At 58.3% G+C, this 15,729-nt stretch carries 13 protein-coding genes and 2 pseudogenes; 9 read left to right on the top strand and 6 right to left on the bottom strand.

The window, feature by feature from the left end:
- Window positions 1-37: 37 nt before the first annotated feature.
- Window positions 38-631: a DNA endonuclease SmrA gene (smrA, locus tag A15D_RS07700; protein ID WP_022986731.1), complete on the top strand. Its 594-nt coding sequence runs from the start codon at window positions 38-40 to the stop codon at window positions 629-631.
- A gap of 162 nt (window positions 632-793) precedes the next feature.
- Here the strand turns inward: smrA and sthA are convergent, their stop codons facing one another.
- Window positions 794-2,191: a Si-specific NAD(P)(+) transhydrogenase gene (gene sthA / locus A15D_RS07695; protein WP_102791447.1), complete on the bottom strand. Its 1,398-nt coding sequence runs from the start codon at window positions 2,189-2,191 to the stop codon at window positions 794-796.
- Between the two features lie 115 nt (window positions 2,192-2,306).
- Here sthA and A15D_RS07690 point away from each other — a divergent pair, with 115 nt between their 5' ends.
- The gene (locus A15D_RS07690) at window positions 2,307-2,600 is read left to right on the top strand and encodes a hypothetical protein (protein WP_022986733.1); all 294 of its coding nucleotides are present in this window, start codon (window positions 2,307-2,309) and stop codon (window positions 2,598-2,600) included.
- Here the strand turns inward: A15D_RS07690 and A15D_RS07685 are convergent.
- Window positions 2,577-6,812, bottom strand: coding sequence for a choice-of-anchor Q domain-containing protein (locus A15D_RS07685; protein WP_146026859.1), 4,236 nt, complete (start codon window positions 6,810-6,812; stop codon window positions 2,577-2,579). The two genes, A15D_RS07690 and A15D_RS07685, sit on opposite strands and share 24 nt — an antisense overlap.
- Before the next feature lie 96 nt (window positions 6,813-6,908).
- Here A15D_RS07685 and A15D_RS17525 point away from each other — a divergent pair.
- Window positions 6,909-7,034 (top strand): annotated as a pseudogene (locus tag A15D_RS17525) (hypothetical protein); the annotation flags it as partial.
- Here the strand turns inward: A15D_RS17525 and hda are convergent.
- Window positions 6,984-7,658, bottom strand: a pseudogene (hda, locus tag A15D_RS07680) (DnaA regulatory inactivator Hda); the annotation flags it as partial. The pseudogenes A15D_RS17525 and hda sit on opposite strands and share 51 nt — an antisense overlap.
- A 2-nt stretch (window positions 7,659-7,660) precedes the next feature.
- A complete protein-coding gene (locus A15D_RS07675) occupies window positions 7,661-8,671 on the bottom strand; it encodes a DUF2066 domain-containing protein (RefSeq protein WP_102791444.1) in 1,011 nt (336 codons plus the stop codon).
- Window positions 8,672-8,819: 148 nt separating this feature from the next.
- Here A15D_RS07675 and purM point away from each other — a divergent pair, with 148 nt between their 5' ends.
- Genes purM through A15D_RS07655 form a run of 4 tightly spaced genes read left to right on the top strand, consistent with a single transcriptional unit; the run spans window position 8,820 to window position 11,948 of the window.
- Window positions 8,820-9,863 (top strand): phosphoribosylformylglycinamidine cyclo-ligase, encoded by a 1,044-nt coding sequence (gene purM / locus A15D_RS07670; RefSeq protein ID WP_102791443.1) that lies wholly within the window; start codon window positions 8,820-8,822, stop codon window positions 9,861-9,863.
- Between the two features lie 3 nt (window positions 9,864-9,866).
- A complete protein-coding gene (gene purN, locus A15D_RS07665; protein WP_102791488.1) occupies window positions 9,867-10,520 on the top strand; it encodes a phosphoribosylglycinamide formyltransferase in 654 nt (217 codons plus the stop codon).
- Complete coding sequence (locus tag A15D_RS07660; protein ID WP_102791442.1) at window positions 10,480-11,205, top strand: DUF3108 domain-containing protein; 726 nt, start codon at window positions 10,480-10,482, stop codon at window positions 11,203-11,205. The genes purN and A15D_RS07660 overlap by 41 nt, the downstream gene beginning before the upstream one ends.
- 2 nt (window positions 11,206-11,207) lie before the next feature.
- Entirely contained in the window at window positions 11,208-11,948 is a 741-nt protein-coding gene (locus tag A15D_RS07655) for a DUF3108 domain-containing protein (RefSeq protein WP_102791441.1), read from the top strand.
- Here A15D_RS07655 and dcd read toward each other — a convergent pair.
- Both dcd and apbC read right to left on the bottom strand, forming a co-directional pair.
- Window positions 11,929-12,498, bottom strand: coding sequence for a dCTP deaminase (gene dcd / locus A15D_RS07650; protein WP_031227096.1), 570 nt, complete (start codon window positions 12,496-12,498; stop codon window positions 11,929-11,931). The two genes, A15D_RS07655 and dcd, sit on opposite strands and share 20 nt — an antisense overlap.
- A 220-nt stretch (window positions 12,499-12,718) precedes the next feature.
- Entirely contained in the window at window positions 12,719-13,804 is a 1,086-nt protein-coding gene (gene apbC / locus A15D_RS07645) for an iron-sulfur cluster carrier protein ApbC (RefSeq protein WP_102791440.1), read from the bottom strand.
- Window positions 13,805-13,985: 181 nt separating this feature from the next.
- On the opposite strand from apbC, the gene A15D_RS07640 reads away from it, so the two are divergent.
- Window positions 13,986-14,678 carry an SIMPL domain-containing protein gene (locus A15D_RS07640; RefSeq protein ID WP_102791439.1) on the top strand — a complete coding sequence of 231 codons (693 nt, stop codon included), beginning with the start codon at window positions 13,986-13,988 and terminating at the stop codon, window positions 14,676-14,678.
- Between the two features lie 8 nt (window positions 14,679-14,686).
- A complete protein-coding gene (locus tag A15D_RS07635) occupies window positions 14,687-15,712 on the top strand; it encodes an AraC family transcriptional regulator (protein ID WP_102791438.1) in 1,026 nt (341 codons plus the stop codon).
- The last annotated feature ends 17 nt before the right edge of the window (window positions 15,713-15,729 follow it).

Below are 15,729 nucleotides of genomic sequence, written 5' to 3'. Positions count from 1 at the left end.
TGCAAGTAAAACAGTGCAAACATGCTGGAGGCCGCACATGAACAGCGACGACGACCTGTTTCGCCAGGAAATGGCCGATGTGACCCCCATCAAGCCTGACGGGCGCAATCATGACGCCAGCCCGCGACGCCAGGACAGCATTCGCGAACAACTGCGCCGTGCCTCTGCAGTGACCGAAGGCAAGCAGGACAACAACCCCCTTACCGTGCCCGAGCACGTTGAGCAGGTCGGCCCGCTGGACATCATCGGGGTCAAGAAGGATGGCGTGCAGGAAGGGGTGTACCGCAAACTGCGGCTGGGCAAGTATGACGCCCAGGACGTGCTGGATCTGCATCGGGTCAAGCTGATGGCGGCCCGCACCCTGGTCCATGAGTTCCTCAGCCGGGCCCATGAACAAAACCAGCGTACTGTCCTGATCAGCCATGGCAAGGGCCTGCACAGCGAGCGCCCCGGCTTTCTCAAGAGCTACGTGATGCACTGGCTACAGGAAAGCCACTTGGTCCTCGCCTACCACACCGCCCCCGCCAACCGCGGCGGCACCGGCGCCACCTACGTTCTGGTCCGCAAGAATGGCCAGGCGAGGCAGCGTAATCGGGAGTTTTTTATGGAGGCGGGGAAGAACAATCGATAGTTAACAGTTAACAGTGAATAGTGAACAGCGCGCGTAAGCGCCTTGTTTTGATCTGAAACGTATGAGGCCGCGCCCAAACCATGAGCGCGGCCTCATACGTTTCAAAACCCAAAAACTCAATCGCGTCGCTGTTCACTATTCACTGTTAACTGTTCACTGAAATCACCGCCGTATCCGATTAATCCCATTAATCGCCGCCACCCGATACGCTTCCGCCATGGTCGGGTAGTTGAAGGTGGTATCGATGAAGTATTCCAGGGTGTTCTGCTCACCGGGCTGGCGCATGATCGCCTGGCCTACGTGGACGATTTCCATGGCCTGGTAGCCGAAGCAGTGAATTCCGAGGATTTCCAATGTCTCGCGGTGGAAGAGAATTTTCAGCATCCCGACCCGCTCACCCGTGATCTGGGCTCTCGCCAGATTACGGAAAAACGCCTGCCCCACTTCGTAGGGGATTCTGGCTTCGGTGAGCTCCTGTTCGGTCTGCCCCACACTGCTGATGCCCGGGATGGTGTAGATGCCGGTTGGGACATCCTTGACCTGTTTGATCTCATCCCCTGCGATGGCAGCCGCACAGAAACGCCCCTGATCGTAGGAGGCACTGGCCAGTGAGGGCCAGCCCACCACATCGCCGACGGCGTAGATGTTCTCCAGTGCTGTCTGGTAGCGCTCGTCGACACTGAGCTGGCCGCGGCTATTCGCCTTCAGCCCCACCTCTTCCAGCCCCAGATTCGCAGTATTCCCGGAGCGACCGTTACACCACAGCAGCGCATCCGCACGCAGCTTCTTGCCCGATTCCAGCTCCAGGGTCACGCCATCGCCATCCGCCATCACTCGCTTGTACTGCTCACCCTGGCGGATGGTGCACCCCTGTTCGCGAAGGTGGTAACTGAGAGCATCGGAAATTTCCGTATCCAGAAAATCCAGCAAATGCTCACGGGAGTTCACCAGATCAACCCGGATCCCCAGGCCGGTAAAAATGCAGGCATACTCGGAACCAATCACCCCCGCACCGTAAATGATCAGATGACGCGGGGTGTGATCCATGGTCAGGATCGTATCGGAGTCGTAAACCCTTGGGTGGTCAAAATCCACATCCTCAGGGTGATATGGCCGTGAGCCTGTAGCAATGAGGACATTGCGGGTTTTGAGCAGATGCTGACGCCCTTCCCTGTCATCCACCTGTACTTCATTAGGGCTGATCAGGCGTCCACGCCCGCCGAACACCGTCACCCGGTTTCGGATATAGAAGTCAGTACGTACCTTGACCTGGGAATCGATGACCTCGCGGGTACGGGCGATCAGATCCTGCCAACGAATTTCCCGCGGGTTGATGATGCCGCGCAACAGGGGGTTGCGCTGGGTGCGGATTACCTGGCGGACCTGATGCCGCAGCGCCTTGGAGGGAATGGTGCCCCAGTGGGTGCAGTTTCCACCCAGCGAGGGCTGATCTTCCACAATGGCAACGCGAAGGTCTTTCTTGGCCGCCTGCATGGCCGCCGCTTCACCTGCCGGGCCACTGCCAATTACAACAAGATCCCATCCCGCACTGATATCCATTCATACCTCCGCTTGTCTACAGACCAACAAGTATAGAGGGCTGGCACGCTGGCGACGAGTTGGACTATGGTGAGAAGGAGAAGGAAAAAGCACACAGCAATGAAAGGAGTCCGCCATGGATGATCACAAGCTCGATAACACAGGCAAGAAGTCCTCCGCCCTGGCCCGGGGCGGCAAGAAATCCGGACAATGGCTGCTGGCTCATCCCCTTGGCGCGCTGCAACTGTTGGGGCTGGTGCTGCTGGTCATTGTGGTGTTCCAGAACCTGGAGCCCACCAGTATCGACATCCTGTTCTGGACACTGGCAGACATACCCAAGCTGTTTATGTTGCTGCTCAGCATGATACTGGGCGCATTGGTGTGGGAGCTGATCAAACGGACCCTGTTACGCCGCAAACCGGCGGCGTAACAGCAACATCATTCCTCCCAGCAGCAACCAGCCTGCACTGCCGCCACCACCGGAGGCGCTCTTCTGCGGGTAGCTTACGCTAAAGGTTGCTGCAGATGAGGTCACATCACAGTTCAGATCTTCCACTTCCAACGTAAAGGTGTCCTTGAACGGGCTCAGGTTGCTGTCCGGCACATAGGTCACCGTACCCGTGTCCTGGTTGATAATCAGGCCCGTATTTAGCACATCGCCCTTGCTGTCTTCTTTTGCAAAAGACGGCGCGTCTTTCACATTGATCTGATAGTTGCTCCAATCAAAATCGGCTTCCGGGTCATCCGGATCGTGGGCATCAAGCTGGAAGACAACATTGGCCCCAGGCTGGTTCACCACCGCCTGCCCTTTCAAAATGGGAGGCTTGTCGCTGATAGTCAGTGCGACGGTCGCAGCATCCGTATCCGCTACCGTCTCGCCTTCACTGTCAGTAAATGTGTAGAGGAAGGCCGTCGTCACAGGTGCATCACTGGCAGCCTGACAAACGCTGTCATTAAAATCATCGGTTTTTGCCGGCGTAAAGATTACGACACATTCGTCGGCTACCGCTCCGTCTTCCAGCAAGTCAGGGTTAGCATCGATTACCGCCTGGGAAATCGGCTCACCACATTTGAGGTCATACCCTGTGCGGTCTTCGTTGTAGTAGCGCCAAACAAACTGGATAGTGGCGCCATCATAGGCTTCACTAGCGGTTCCAGCGACGGTATCGAGTACAAACAAGGTCGGGTCATTCATATCCTGGGTGTAAGTAAAACCTGTCCCTTGATAAACCACCGGGTCTGATCCAGCCTGCTCCTCAGCATGTTCGAATTCAAAGATACCGGATTTGAAAAGGGTGGGATCCACCTCATCCAGATACAGGATTTCCCCTCCATCACTGGCCAGGTCATTTTCCAGAATATCGACTGGCGCACGACGATCAGGCAGTGACTGGTTTGAACCCTCATCATCGCCTGCAGTAATTTTTTGGTACTCGTAGGCGCCCACATCACAGCTCCCACCCGACGTCCGCGATACGCCGCGAAGATCGACGGTACGGCAACGTTTCGGAGCACTGGTGCCAGACTCAAGCGCATCCTCATCGTTACCCATGTCAACCAGAATAGCGTCGCTAGCCGGCGATGCCATGGGCAGGAACGGCGGAATATAATCCACGTTACTACCCGTCGCCGGCTCCAGCGTTGCCGACAACGCGGCAGTACCGACTGATACCTGATTATTGCTCTCTGTCGTCGCCGTGCAGGCAGCACCGGAAAAAGCGTTGTAGTGACTCTCATGTAACGCTGTCGGTGACGCGTCTGTCGAGCAAGCATCCCCACTACCAAAATAAGCACTATTCCCCATCTGCACTTCGATAGGGGCATTTCCCAGCTCAAGGCCGTTACCCCCCCCGGCATTATCCAGGAAAGTAGTGTTCATGATGCTGGCATTGATAATCATGTCAGAAAGATCCAGCACCGAGCCTTCAGCTGCCGAGTTATTGAAGAAGGTGCTGTTGCTCACCGCAAACTGGCCTGCTGAAATATTGGCATCCATGACGCCACCTTCAGTAACTGCGGTGTTGTTTTCGAAAGTGCTGTCGATCATCGCGATCTTTACCACTTCCTTGCTCTGCGTGGTGGTGGAAACCACGCCCCCGGCTCCGCCGGCGGAGTTGCCACTCACATAAGCACGATTAAAACTGATCAGCTTCTCATTGCCTGCATTGGTACGAACAAACGCAACACCTCCATTGGTGTCCGCCTGATTTCCCAGAATGGCAACCCGATCAAAAATCACCGAGCCACCGGTGATAATGACTGCGCCTGAGCCGGAATTCACCTGCCCGTTATCTGTTGCGACGCCCCCTTCCAATGTCAGGTAGCGGAAGGTAACCCCTGAATGACCACTGCTTACCGGAGCCTGGACCTCAAACAGGCGTTCACTGCCATTGCCCAGAATCCGGGTGAGAGTATCTTCGTCATCGCTGGTGTCTTCGTCCTGAGCCCCCTTGCCTTCAAGCACGACGCTCCCACCTTCAACAATCAAGGTCGTCTGCAGCTGAATATCTCCGGCCGGCAACAAGATCCGGTCTTCAGATTTGCCACCGTAAGCGCAATCCGGACTCCCGGCTCCCGAGGCATTTTCCAGTGCCTCACGCAGAGTACAAAGCCCGTCATTCTTGATTGGCGGCGCATTATCAAGCAGGGAGTTGACCGTAATATCCACCGCCATGGCCGGGGCGGCCAACACGGCCAGCAGCGCAGCCAGACCCGCGCGGTAGCGACGCAACCCCCCTGCCAACGCCAGCACCAGCAACATCAAGCCACCTTGTGCACCAATACTTTTTTTCTCAGCCAACCCACTTGCCGGCTCCGCCACCAAATTCGTGATCTCACTTTGGTTGGTGCCGATATCTGTACCGCCAGAAAAGGCGTCTCGATGCACTTCATAGCGCAGCTGGTCCACACCATGAAACACCCCGTTGGGGGTATAACGAATTCGGGGGTAGCCTTGCGCATCGACTTCAACAGCGGCAGAACCCCGCTCCGGCTGGATCACTACGATCATGCATTCATCCGGCGCGACAACACTTCCACAATCAATGGTGGTGTCATTCAGATCATTGGCGACCACATCAGCCAGAACACTCTGCCCACTGATCAGATCGATCTCATCCGGTTGCGCCTGGGCACGCAGGTATTCCACTGCGCCCACATCACAGCGACCACCCGCACCACCCCGGGAATTACCCCGGTTATCCGTGGTTTCGCACTGATCCACAGACGCGACATTCTCAGGGAAAGCCCGGTCGAACAGACTCGGGGCCATAGGGTCACCCGAGAGCGCGGCAGGCTCAGGGTTGGGCAGGAAACCCGGGTATGGGCCACCAAGCTCATCCGCTGGCATTGGCTCACACGCTCCGGCACCCTCCCCGTCACATTGTTGCCGGTCCTTGCCAAGGAACACATCTGATGCGGCCGTATTGGGGTTATTGGTAACCGGCGTACCGGAAACCTGCTCTTCCGGTGTCGGGCAGCCAGCATCATCAGTGATCGTGTAAAGGAACCGGGCTGCTGCATTCGGGTCACCAGACCCATCCAGCCCCGCCCCTGCACAAGCACCGCCGTTGTTGCCGACCATGACCGTATGCAGCACATGATCTGTCGGCTCGGCATCCGCGGGATCATCAAATGTGGTTTCTGCCAATGTCAGTGCCACGCCGTTATTAAAGGCAATGGTCATATTGGCCAATACCGAATTAAATCGGTTTGTCACCACATTGATCACCCCACCGTCATTATCGACGATCGTGCCATTGGCAAGCTCCAGGCCAATACGACCATCAGGCTTGCCGTCCAGGTGAATGGCCGCAGCATCTGCCGCCGCGCTAGCTGTGTTGTTGGCCATATAGAAGGAATAACCGATAACAGATCCGTCAAACGTATCGTCGCTGGCTATCACCGAACCCACGCCGGTGGCCGTATTGTTTTCGAACCGACCGCCATTACGGAAAGCGACCCCGGAACCTTCCTGGAGGTATAGCACGCCGCCATTCACCGCCTGACCACCGGACAAGATAACGTTCTCCCCAATGATCAGCGGCCCCATGGCGATAACCAACCCACCATTACCATTCCCACCGGCACCAGAGGCGTCACCGTCACGGAGTTCCAAATTGGTCACCGTCATCGCGCCACCATCATCGATGTTGAAAAGACGGGAATTATGTTCAGAAGTGATAATTGGAAGCGTCTTGTCTGCCGCTTCTTCAAAAGCGTCTAGCTGCAATTCAAAACGGACCTGATTGGCAAGAGGCTCAATCGTCGCCGAGGTAGTCGGGGGGGAAACGGTATCGTCGGTGGTGAAGACAATTTTTTGGCCATCGCCGACCACCAACTCACCTTCTGTCAGGACATAGGTCTGCCCCTCGGCAAGCTTGATCACATCACTGGCACTGCCGGCTGCACAGCCGTCTACTGCGATCTGGTAATTACTGGCCACCAGCGCCTCACGAAGAGAGCAAAAGCCATCAGCCCGGGACGTTGTGACCTGCCAGGAGGTATTGGCCCCTGAGCCCTGGGACACCACCGTGACCATTGCATCTTCGATGCTGTTGATTTCATAGTTAGTCGCGTGGGAGGAGGCTGCGAAAATCATGGCGCAGCCAGCAAGGCAATGCCGTAGCCCAAGGTGGCGCATTCTGTTCTCCTGCAGGCTCGACGCCTGGCATTATTGTTCTAATAGTTCTTCCGCCCGCGGGGTTGGCACCAATGTAACCCCATGTAATTACGAGCAATACTACCGCCGATATCAGTAGCAAACTGTTGTTTCTCTGTTAAGCGCCCCTTTTTACCACCCCAGCGCATCCTTGACAAAGGGAATAGTGACAGAACGTTGTTGCGCGAGTGCCAGTCGGTCAAGGCGCTCCAGCAGAGCGAGCAGCGCTGCCGGGCTACGTTCGCTACGGGTGACCACATAACGGGCCACATCCCGCTCTAGCTTGAGCCCCCTGGCCTTTGCCCTGTCCTGCAGCAGGGTTTCCAGCCCTTCCTCTTCCAGTGTCTGGAGTCGGTAAACCGGGCCGGCCGCCAGCCGGGTCGCCAGATCCGGTAACGCCAGCCCCAACGCCCCCGGTGAAGCGCTGGCGGTCACCACCAGGCGCCCACCGTTGGCCATCAGACGGTTATAAAGATGGAAAAGCGCCTCTTCCCACTGTGGCTGCCCGGCAAAGTGCTCCGCATCATCCAGTGCCAGCAGGGTGAACTGCTCCATGGACTCCAGCACTTCCGGGCTCAGAGGCATGAGCTCCTGGGCTGGCAATAAACACGCACTCAACCCTTGCTGCTGGGCCAGACGGACCGCGCCCTCCAGCAGGTGGCTCTTGCCCTGCCCGGTCACACCCCATACAAAGGCCTGCCGGTCATTGCCTGTCACCACTTCACGCACGCCCTGCAGCGCCGCACCATTGCCTGCCGGCACAAAGTTATCGAGGTCATTCCCTTCCCGTAATTGCAGGGCCAGGGGAAGTTGTCCACTTTGTTGCATGATCAGCCTTGCCAGCAATACAGCCACTGGGGGCCAGGGACGGCCGGGTCCGGACAGGGACGCAGGCTGGACGATAACTCCAGCAAATCACGGAGTTGGCTGTCATCGGCGGCAAAATCCAGCGCATAGACCAGCGAGGCATCCGAGACCTGGATCAGCATGGCCTGCTGCATCCCGCTGATTCCTTTGAGATTTTGGTCCAGGGTGTGCCAAGCAGACAGGCTATCGACACCGTTCACGGTCAGTAGCGTGCGCTGCTCTGTACGATTGCCCTTGACCGCAAAGCGACCCGCCAATGTATCGGCCAGCTCATCCGCCAACCGCGCCACCGCTGCCGAATTATCATCCGCCTCCAGGCGCCCTTGCTCCAGCGTCTTGCGACCCTGCAGAATCCGCCAGCTCACCGTGGCCGGGGCGCCGCTGTAAAGCACCGCTGCGACGGTCATTTCATGAGGATATCGGGTAGAGGCCTGCTCGAGCCGGTCATCAAAACGCCCCCGGATGTCAGCCACTGCCAGCGCGTTTCTGTCCTGGCTATCCCACTGCGGAAAGACCAGTGACAACCCGCGCCGCGCCGCCTCGGCTTCCACCTCGGCGTACAGAGGATGGCCGGCAGAAACCATATCGCCCTTGCCTGCCCCCTGATCGACCAACCAGACCAGCAAACGGGGACGAGGCAGCCCCCATACGGGCACGCCACGCGAGGCCAGCAACCCCAGCAACCCCTGAACGTCATAATGGACCACCAGGCTGTCATCCCGATAATCGTGGCGGGTTACCCAGCGATCCAGCTGCTCGGCGGCCTCTTTGGCGACGGGCTCATCCAGCACATCACGGGTACCGCTCAAGCGCACCAGCACTTCGTCCAGCCCGGCCTTGAGTGCCGCCTCTCTGGCATCCGCGCTGCGATCTGCAACCGGCACATCCACTGTATCCAGTGCCCCGGACATAGCCGGGACCGCCCACGCCAGCAGCATTGCCACCAGCACAACCCGTAATCTGTCAAACCGCATGTGTGCGAAATCCAGCCTGTTCTTTGAAGCGCGCCATTATCACCTATTCACTGCGCGCAGGCGAACCGGATTTTCACCCTCCACACAGCAGTGGAAAGATGGGCCTCAGGCTCTTAAAATACGCGCCTTCACCAATCCGGAGCCTTCCATGACCGAATCCAAACGGCCGCTGACTTACCGTGACGCAGGCGTAGACATTGATGCCGGCAACGAGCTGATTAAGCGCATTGCCCCTGTCGCCAAACGCACCAAACGGCCAGAAGTTCTGGGAGGCTTGGGCGGTTTTGGCGCCCTGTGTGAGCTGCCTTCCCGCTACAAGAACCCGGTTCTGGTTGCCGGCACTGACGGCGTTGGCACCAAACTGCGCCTGGCCATTGATACCGGCCGTCACGACAAGGTCGGCATCGATCTGGTCGCCATGTGCGTCAACGACCTGATCGTAGGCGGTGCGGAGCCGCTGTTCTTTCTGGACTACTACGCCACCGGCAAGCTGGATGTGGAAACCGCTACCAGCGTGGTGACCGGCATTGGCGAAGGCTGCGAAATGGCAGGTTGCGCCCTGATCGGTGGCGAAACCGCCGAAATGCCAGGCATGTATGAAGGCGAAGACTACGACTTGGCGGGCTTCTGTGTCGGCGTGGTGGAAAAAGACGGCATTCTGGATGGCAGCAAGGTGCAGGCCGGCGACAAGCTGATCGCGCTGGCCGCGTCCGGCCCCCACTCCAACGGCTACTCCCTGATACGCCGTATCATGGCGCAGTCAGACACCGACATCGAACTGGACGGCAAGCCGCTGATTGAGCACCTGCTGGCCCCCACCCGCATTTACGTCAAACCTCTGCTCAAGCTGCTGGAGCAGGTCGACGTGCATGCCCTCGCCCACATTACCGGCGGCGGCTTGCCGGAGAATCTGCCCCGCGTGATGCCAGAAAACACCCAGGCGGTCATCGATACCCGCAGCTGGGAATTCCCGGCTGTCTTCCAGTGGCTGCAACAGGAAGGCCAAGTCCCCGCTTTTGAGATGTATCGCACCTTTAACTGCGGGGTTGGCATGGTTATCGCCGTTGCTCCGGATCAAGTCGACACCACCCTCGCGCTGATGGAAGCCGAAGGTGAGAAAGCCTTCCTGATGGGCGAAATCCGTGCCGCCGACGGCGAGCCGGAAGTGGTGCTGGACGGTCTGGAATCCTGATTGGTGACTGACTCCCAGCCTTACCGCCTGGCGGTATTGATCAGCGGCTCTGGCACCAACCTGCAGGCCATTCTGGATGCGATCGAGGCCGGCGAGCTACAGGCCTGCATCAGCGTGGTGCTATCCAATCGCGCCGATGCGGGCGGCCTGGCGCGAGCCAGACAAGCCGGCATCCCGACCCAGACCCTGGATCATCGCGAGTTCGACAGCCGCGAAGCCTTTGATCAAGCCATGGTGGATGCTCTCGAACCCTACCAGCCGGATACCGTCGTGCTGGCGGGCTTCATGCGCATCCTGTCGCCGGTGTTTGTGGGGCATTACGCTGGCCGACTCATCAACATCCATCCTTCCCTGTTGCCCAAATACCGCGGCCTCAACACCCATGCTCGCGCCCTGGAAGCGGGAGACGAGCGCCATGGCTGCTCTATCCACTTTGTCACCGAAGAACTGGATGGCGGCCCTCTGATCGCTCAGGCCAGCGTTGTCATCAATGCGAACGATACCGCGGATTCCCTGTCCAAACGGGTACAACTGTGCGAGCACCAGCTATACCCACTGGTGCTGCAATGGCGCGCTCAACAGCGTCTGGTACTGACCGACAACGGAGTCACACTGGATGGGAAACCTCTCCCTGCACAGGGTTATCAATCCACTTAGACTGTTGCTGGCTGCCTCCTTGCTGGTGGCCACTGGCGGCGTCCATGCCCAACCTCCAGTTTCTCCCTTCAGCCTGGACTATCGCCTGAAAAGCGAGGGCATTCCCTTTTCCATTACCGCCACCCGGAGCCTTCAGCAGGTGCAGGGCGGACTGTGGAAAATGGAAGTGCGGGCCCAGAACTGGCTAGGCGAGATCCGCGAAACGGCCCTGTTCAACTGGCAGTCCTGCACTCCGCAAAGCAGCTACTACGGCTACCTGCGTAAAGGTCTGGGCCGGGTGAAGGAAGCAAAATTGCATCTGGACCGCGAGGCCGGCGTGGCGGCCAGCGAGCGCACCGGCAAGGACATGCTGAGCTACCCCATCTCCGATGCCGCTACCGATGAGCTGTCTGTCAGCCTTGCCCTGCAATGCGCCCTCGGCGAAGGCAAGCAGGAGTTCTATCTCGACGTGGCTGACGAAAAGAAACAGGAGCAGCAGCATTTCAAGGTCATCGGCCACGAGTCCATCAAGGTTGAAGGCAAGACTCTCGACACCGTCAAGGTTCAACGCATCCGTGCTGACAACAGCCAACGCCAAACCTTCATGTGGTTTGCACCTTCCCACAACTTTCTTCTGGTACAGTTGCTGCAGAAAAACAACGACGGCGAACATGTCATGACGCTGCAATCCCTGGAGGGGCTCTAACCGTGCGTGCTTTCTTTCTTGGCCTGCTTCTCACCGCCAGCCAGCTGACACTGGCCGACAGCCTGGCGCCCTTCGCGGCGGAGTTCCGCATTTATGTGAACAAGCTGCCTACCCCGGTCAAGGCCGATCTGGTACTCGAGCCTGCCGAAGGCGACGACAACTATCACATGTTGCTGAAAGCCAAATCCTTCATGCTCACCAACACCGAAGAGAGCTTCTTTCAGTGGCGAGACTGCCAACCACGTACCCGTAAATACCTCCACGAATTTGAAGGCTTCGGCAAGCACCGCTACCACCGTATGGACTTCCAGTGGGACCCACCCAAGGTGCATAACGAGTCCGAAGATGATCAGGAAAGTCTGGACATTCCGGCCAACACACTCGATGAGCTGACGATTCTGTTGCGGGGGCGCTGCGTGTTCGCCAGCGGCGAGAAGAACTACACCGTCACCAGTGCCTACGGCGACCGGTTGCGAACCCATCATTTTGCCGTTATCGACGAAGAGACCATCGACACGCCATTAGGTGAGTTGAAAACCCTGCTGGTGGAAAAAAAGCGCGACGGAGACAGCAAGAAAAAACGGCGCACCCTGTTCTGGGTTGCGCCGTCTCTGGATTACATGGTGGTCAAGGCAAGGCACATCGAAAGCACTTTCCTGAAAGCCGACATGATCATGATTGATTACAGCGAGCCGGAAACATCCGCCGAGCCGGCAAAGGAGGTTACGCCCGAGGCAGGGTAACCCCGCGCTGCCCCTGGTATTTGCCGCCACGATCGCCATAAGACGTTTCGCAGACCTCGTCGGATTCGAAGAACAGCATCTGGGCCACCCCTTCGTTGGCATAAATTTTTGCCGGCAAGGTGGTGGTGTTGGAAAACTCCAGGGTGACATGCCCTTCCCACTCCGGTTCCAGCGGCGTTACGTTGACGATAATCCCGCAGCGAGCGTACGTGGATTTCCCCAAACAGACCGTCAACACATTCCTCGGAATGCGGAAGTATTCCACCGTGCGCGCCAACGCAAAGGAGTTCGGCGGGATAATGCAGTACTCCCCCTTGATGTCCACAAAGCTGCGCTCATCGAAGTGCTTCGGGTCGACCGTGGCCGAGTGGATGTTGGTAAACACCTTGAACTCATCGGCACAGCGCACATCGTAACCGTAGCTGGACACCCCATAGGAAATCAGTTTGTTGCCTTCGGCATCGGCCCGCACCTGTTCGGACTGAAACGGCTCGATCATGCCGTGCTCATTGGACATGCGGGTAATCCAGCGATCCGATTTAATAGTCATTGCTGCCTCTCGATTCCGAAATGGTTGGGGCCAGTGTGATGAAGCGCTCAATGGTATAGACGCAGAACGCCGGATGCCAGACCACTAGCTACAAGCTTCAAGCTACAACGCGGAACAGGCGATACCGGGTTCCAGGCTCTGCCGCCGCGCCCAGAGCTCCTGCGCGGGCACAGCCTCTCACACCCTATTCCCTGTTCCGCGTTGTAGCTTGTAGCTTCTTTTAATGCTGCGTCACTTTCGGGAATGCCCGCTTTCCCTTGCTGGTCAGCGACAGCCTCGCCGCCATACGCCGAGCAGCCTGGCGATAGAGCCCTGCTTCCTCGCTGTCCGGGCAAGCTGCCACCACCGGCTCACCGCTGTCGGCCTGCTCACGAATCCTCAATGACAGCGGCAACGCTGCCAGCACCTCGGTATCGTAATCCTGGGCCATGCGCTGGCCGCCCCCCTGGCCAAAAACATGCTCCTGATGGCCACAGTGCGAGCAAATATGCACCGCCATGTTCTCCACAATCCCCAATACCCGGATGTCCACCTTGCGGAACATTTCCACACCCTTGATCGCATCCAGCAGGGCAATGTCCTGCGGTGTCGTGATAACGACCGCCCCGGCGACCGGAATTTTCTGTGCCAGGGTCAGCTGGATGTCACCGGTCCCCGGCGGCAGATCCACCAGCAGATAATCCAGCTGCTTCCAACGGGTCTGCTCCATCATCTGCACCAGCGCACCACTGGCTTTCGGGCCACGCCATACCACCGGCGTCTGTTTGGTCGTCAGATACCCCATGGACATGGTCTGCAAGCCATAGGCTTCCACGGGAACAAAGACCTTGCCATCCAGCACCTCAGGGCGCGTGCCGTCCGGCTTGCCAAGCATCAACGGCTGACTTGGGCCAAATACATCTGCATCCAGTAGACCCACACGGGCCCCTTCTGCCTGCAGCGCCAGGGCCAGATTCACCGCTGTGGTGGATTTACCCACACCGCCCTTGCCCGATGCCACCGCAATCACGTTGGCGACCTGATCCAGGGCAGGAAGGCTACTCTGTGCCCGGTGCGGAACGATCTGGCTGCGCAGGCTCAACGACAGCGCCCGCCCCTCCAGGGCATCCGCCAGATGCTCTCCAATTGCTGCCTCCAACGACGCTCTCACGCCCTCCAGAGGGTAGCCCAGCACCACCTCCGCACTCACTTGCGATTCCGACACCGACACGTTGGAAACCGCACCGATACTCTCCAGGCTGACGCCCAGGTCCTCGGGAATGAAGTGACCCAGTTGCTGTCGAATGCGTTGCTCGGCTGAATGCATGGTGGCCTCCGTATTTCGAGCTGCGATGATAGAGGCTACTCGCGTCACAACCAAGTAACGGTGCCCAGGAATATCCCCATCACAATACAACCGATGGCGTTTGCCTCTGGCCATCTTTCACCAAATGCGCAAAATAGGTGCAACCCACTTTCCGGTTTGCATTGCGGGACAAGGAGACCTCATGAAACGTATGACCCTCATTCTGCTGGCGGGCGCCAGCCTTTTTACCCTGACGGCTTGCGGCCAGGGGACGGCAATCGACCGCGACACCATCAGTGTCACCGGCACCGGTGAAGTCCATGCAGAGCCCGACATTTTTCTTGTCTCTGCCACCGCACGCCAGGAAGGGGACGACATTGATGCCCTGAAAGATCGTGTCGATGATGCTGTCAGCGACATGCTGGAACTGGCAGACGATCTGGATATTCCCGAAAAACAGGTCCGCGCCAGCGACCTTCGCATTAGCCCGCAGTGGCAATACCAGCCCGAGCGAAAATTGCTTGGCCATCAGGTCAGTCGTGATGTCACCTTCCGGGTAAACGGCATGAGCGTCTACACTCGCCTTCTCGACGGCCTTGCCAGCCAGAATGTGCAAGACCTGCATCCCGCCGGCACCGAGATCAGCAATGTGGACATCCACACCGATCGCGCGCTGGAAAAAGCTGTGGACGATGCCCGCCGTCGCGCTGAACGGATCGCCGACGCCGCCGATCGCAGTGTCGGTGAAGCGATTCGCATCGAAGCCCAGAATGTACAAGTGCCGCGCCCGGTCATGATGATGGCTCGAGCCAAAGAAGACGCAGCAGGCAGCAGCTACCGCCCGGGTGAAACACAAATCAGCGCCCACGTCAGCATCACCTTCGAACTGGAGTAATCGTCTGCGTGAATGATCTGGGACAAATCAGTGCGGCGGCACTGCAGCAATATCTGGCACACGGTGAAGACCGTGGGCTGGATATTGCTGCCGCCATGGCCACCGCAGGCTTGTCCCGGGACACCCTTCAGCAGCCAGACGCCCGTATCGATGGAGAGGATTTTGAGGCACTGCTTCATCAGCTGATCCAGCAAGCCGATGATCCACTGTTCGGCCTGCGCACCTCCGCCTTCATACAGCCGGGTTCCTATAACGTGATCGGCTATATCGCCATGAGCGTGGGCACCCTGCACGAAGCGCTGGACAAGGTCACCCTGTATGAAAAGCTGGTGGGCGACATGGGCACCACGGATATCGCCCTTACCCCGGAGCAGGCCCAAATTCGCTGGAACTGTCGTTACACCCGCCAGCCTGCCCGCCAGCACCTGATTGATAACGTCCTCAGCTCGTGGTTGTGCTACGCGCGCTGGCTTACCGGCAACGACCAGCTTGCCCCTCATCAGGTTTGGCTGGAGCATTCCGCACCGGACAACGCCAGCCGAGCAGCCTATGAAGATATCTTCCGGTGTGAGGTCTGCTTCAATAAACCGGTATCCGCACTGGTGGGCCCGGCCCAGTTGCTTGAGCTACCGATCCGCCAGCCAGACCCGCTGCTACTTTCCACACTGGAATCCCACGCTATCGCCCAACTGGATAAACTCGGAGTGGAAACCGGGCTCGCGCGCCGGGTACGCCAGTGTATTCACGATGCCATTGGCCGTACCCTGCCCCGCAAGGAAAACATCGCCGAGCGACTGGGGATGAATGTGCGTACCCTGCACCGTCACCTGGCAGATGAAGGGCACAGCTGGCAGAAGCTGCTTGACGAAGTTCGTCTTCAGGAAGCTCGCCTGCAGTTAAGACAGACCCGTAAACCCCAGGCAGACATTGCCGAAGCGCTGGGTTACTCCGACATCCGCTCCTTCCAGCGCAGCTTCAAGCGCCATACCGGCATGACCCCTGGCCAGTACCGCCAGCAGGACGAGCCCAACTGACGTGTCACCGTACTCCG

This window comes from Alcanivorax sp. MD8A, from assembly GCF_002888555.1.
Taxonomy (GTDB): Bacteria; Pseudomonadota; Gammaproteobacteria; order Pseudomonadales; family Alcanivoracaceae; genus Alcanivorax.
The sequence above is the reverse complement of the archived record's forward strand: the minus strand, read 5'-3'. Positions and strand labels throughout refer to the sequence as shown.

Bases quoted from the DNA above. Each gene is read 5' to 3' on its own strand.
- A15D_RS07690 (WP_022986733.1), top strand. From the start codon at position 2,307: ATGGATGATCACAAGCTCGATAACACAGGCAAGAAGTCCTCCGCCCTG.
- purM (WP_102791443.1), top strand. From the start codon at position 8,820: ATGACCGAATCCAAACGGCCGCTGACTTACCGTGACGCAGGCGTAGAC.
- A15D_RS07685 (WP_146026859.1), bottom strand. From the start codon at position 6,812: ATGCGCCACCTTGGGCTACGGCATTGCCTTGCTGGCTGCGCCATGATT.
- A15D_RS07640 (WP_102791439.1), top strand. From the start codon at position 13,986: ATGAAACGTATGACCCTCATTCTGCTGGCGGGCGCCAGCCTTTTTACC.
- A15D_RS07660 (WP_102791442.1), top strand. From the start codon at position 10,480: ATGGGAAACCTCTCCCTGCACAGGGTTATCAATCCACTTAGACTGTTG.
- dcd (WP_031227096.1), bottom strand. From the start codon at position 12,498: ATGACTATTAAATCGGATCGCTGGATTACCCGCATGTCCAATGAGCAC.
- apbC (WP_102791440.1), bottom strand. From the start codon at position 13,804: ATGCATTCAGCCGAGCAACGCATTCGACAGCAACTGGGTCACTTCATT.
- smrA (WP_022986731.1), top strand. From the start codon at position 38: ATGAACAGCGACGACGACCTGTTTCGCCAGGAAATGGCCGATGTGACC.
- A15D_RS07675 (WP_102791444.1), bottom strand. From the start codon at position 8,671: ATGCGGTTTGACAGATTACGGGTTGTGCTGGTGGCAATGCTGCTGGCG.
- sthA (WP_102791447.1), bottom strand. From the start codon at position 2,191: ATGGATATCAGTGCGGGATGGGATCTTGTTGTAATTGGCAGTGGCCCG.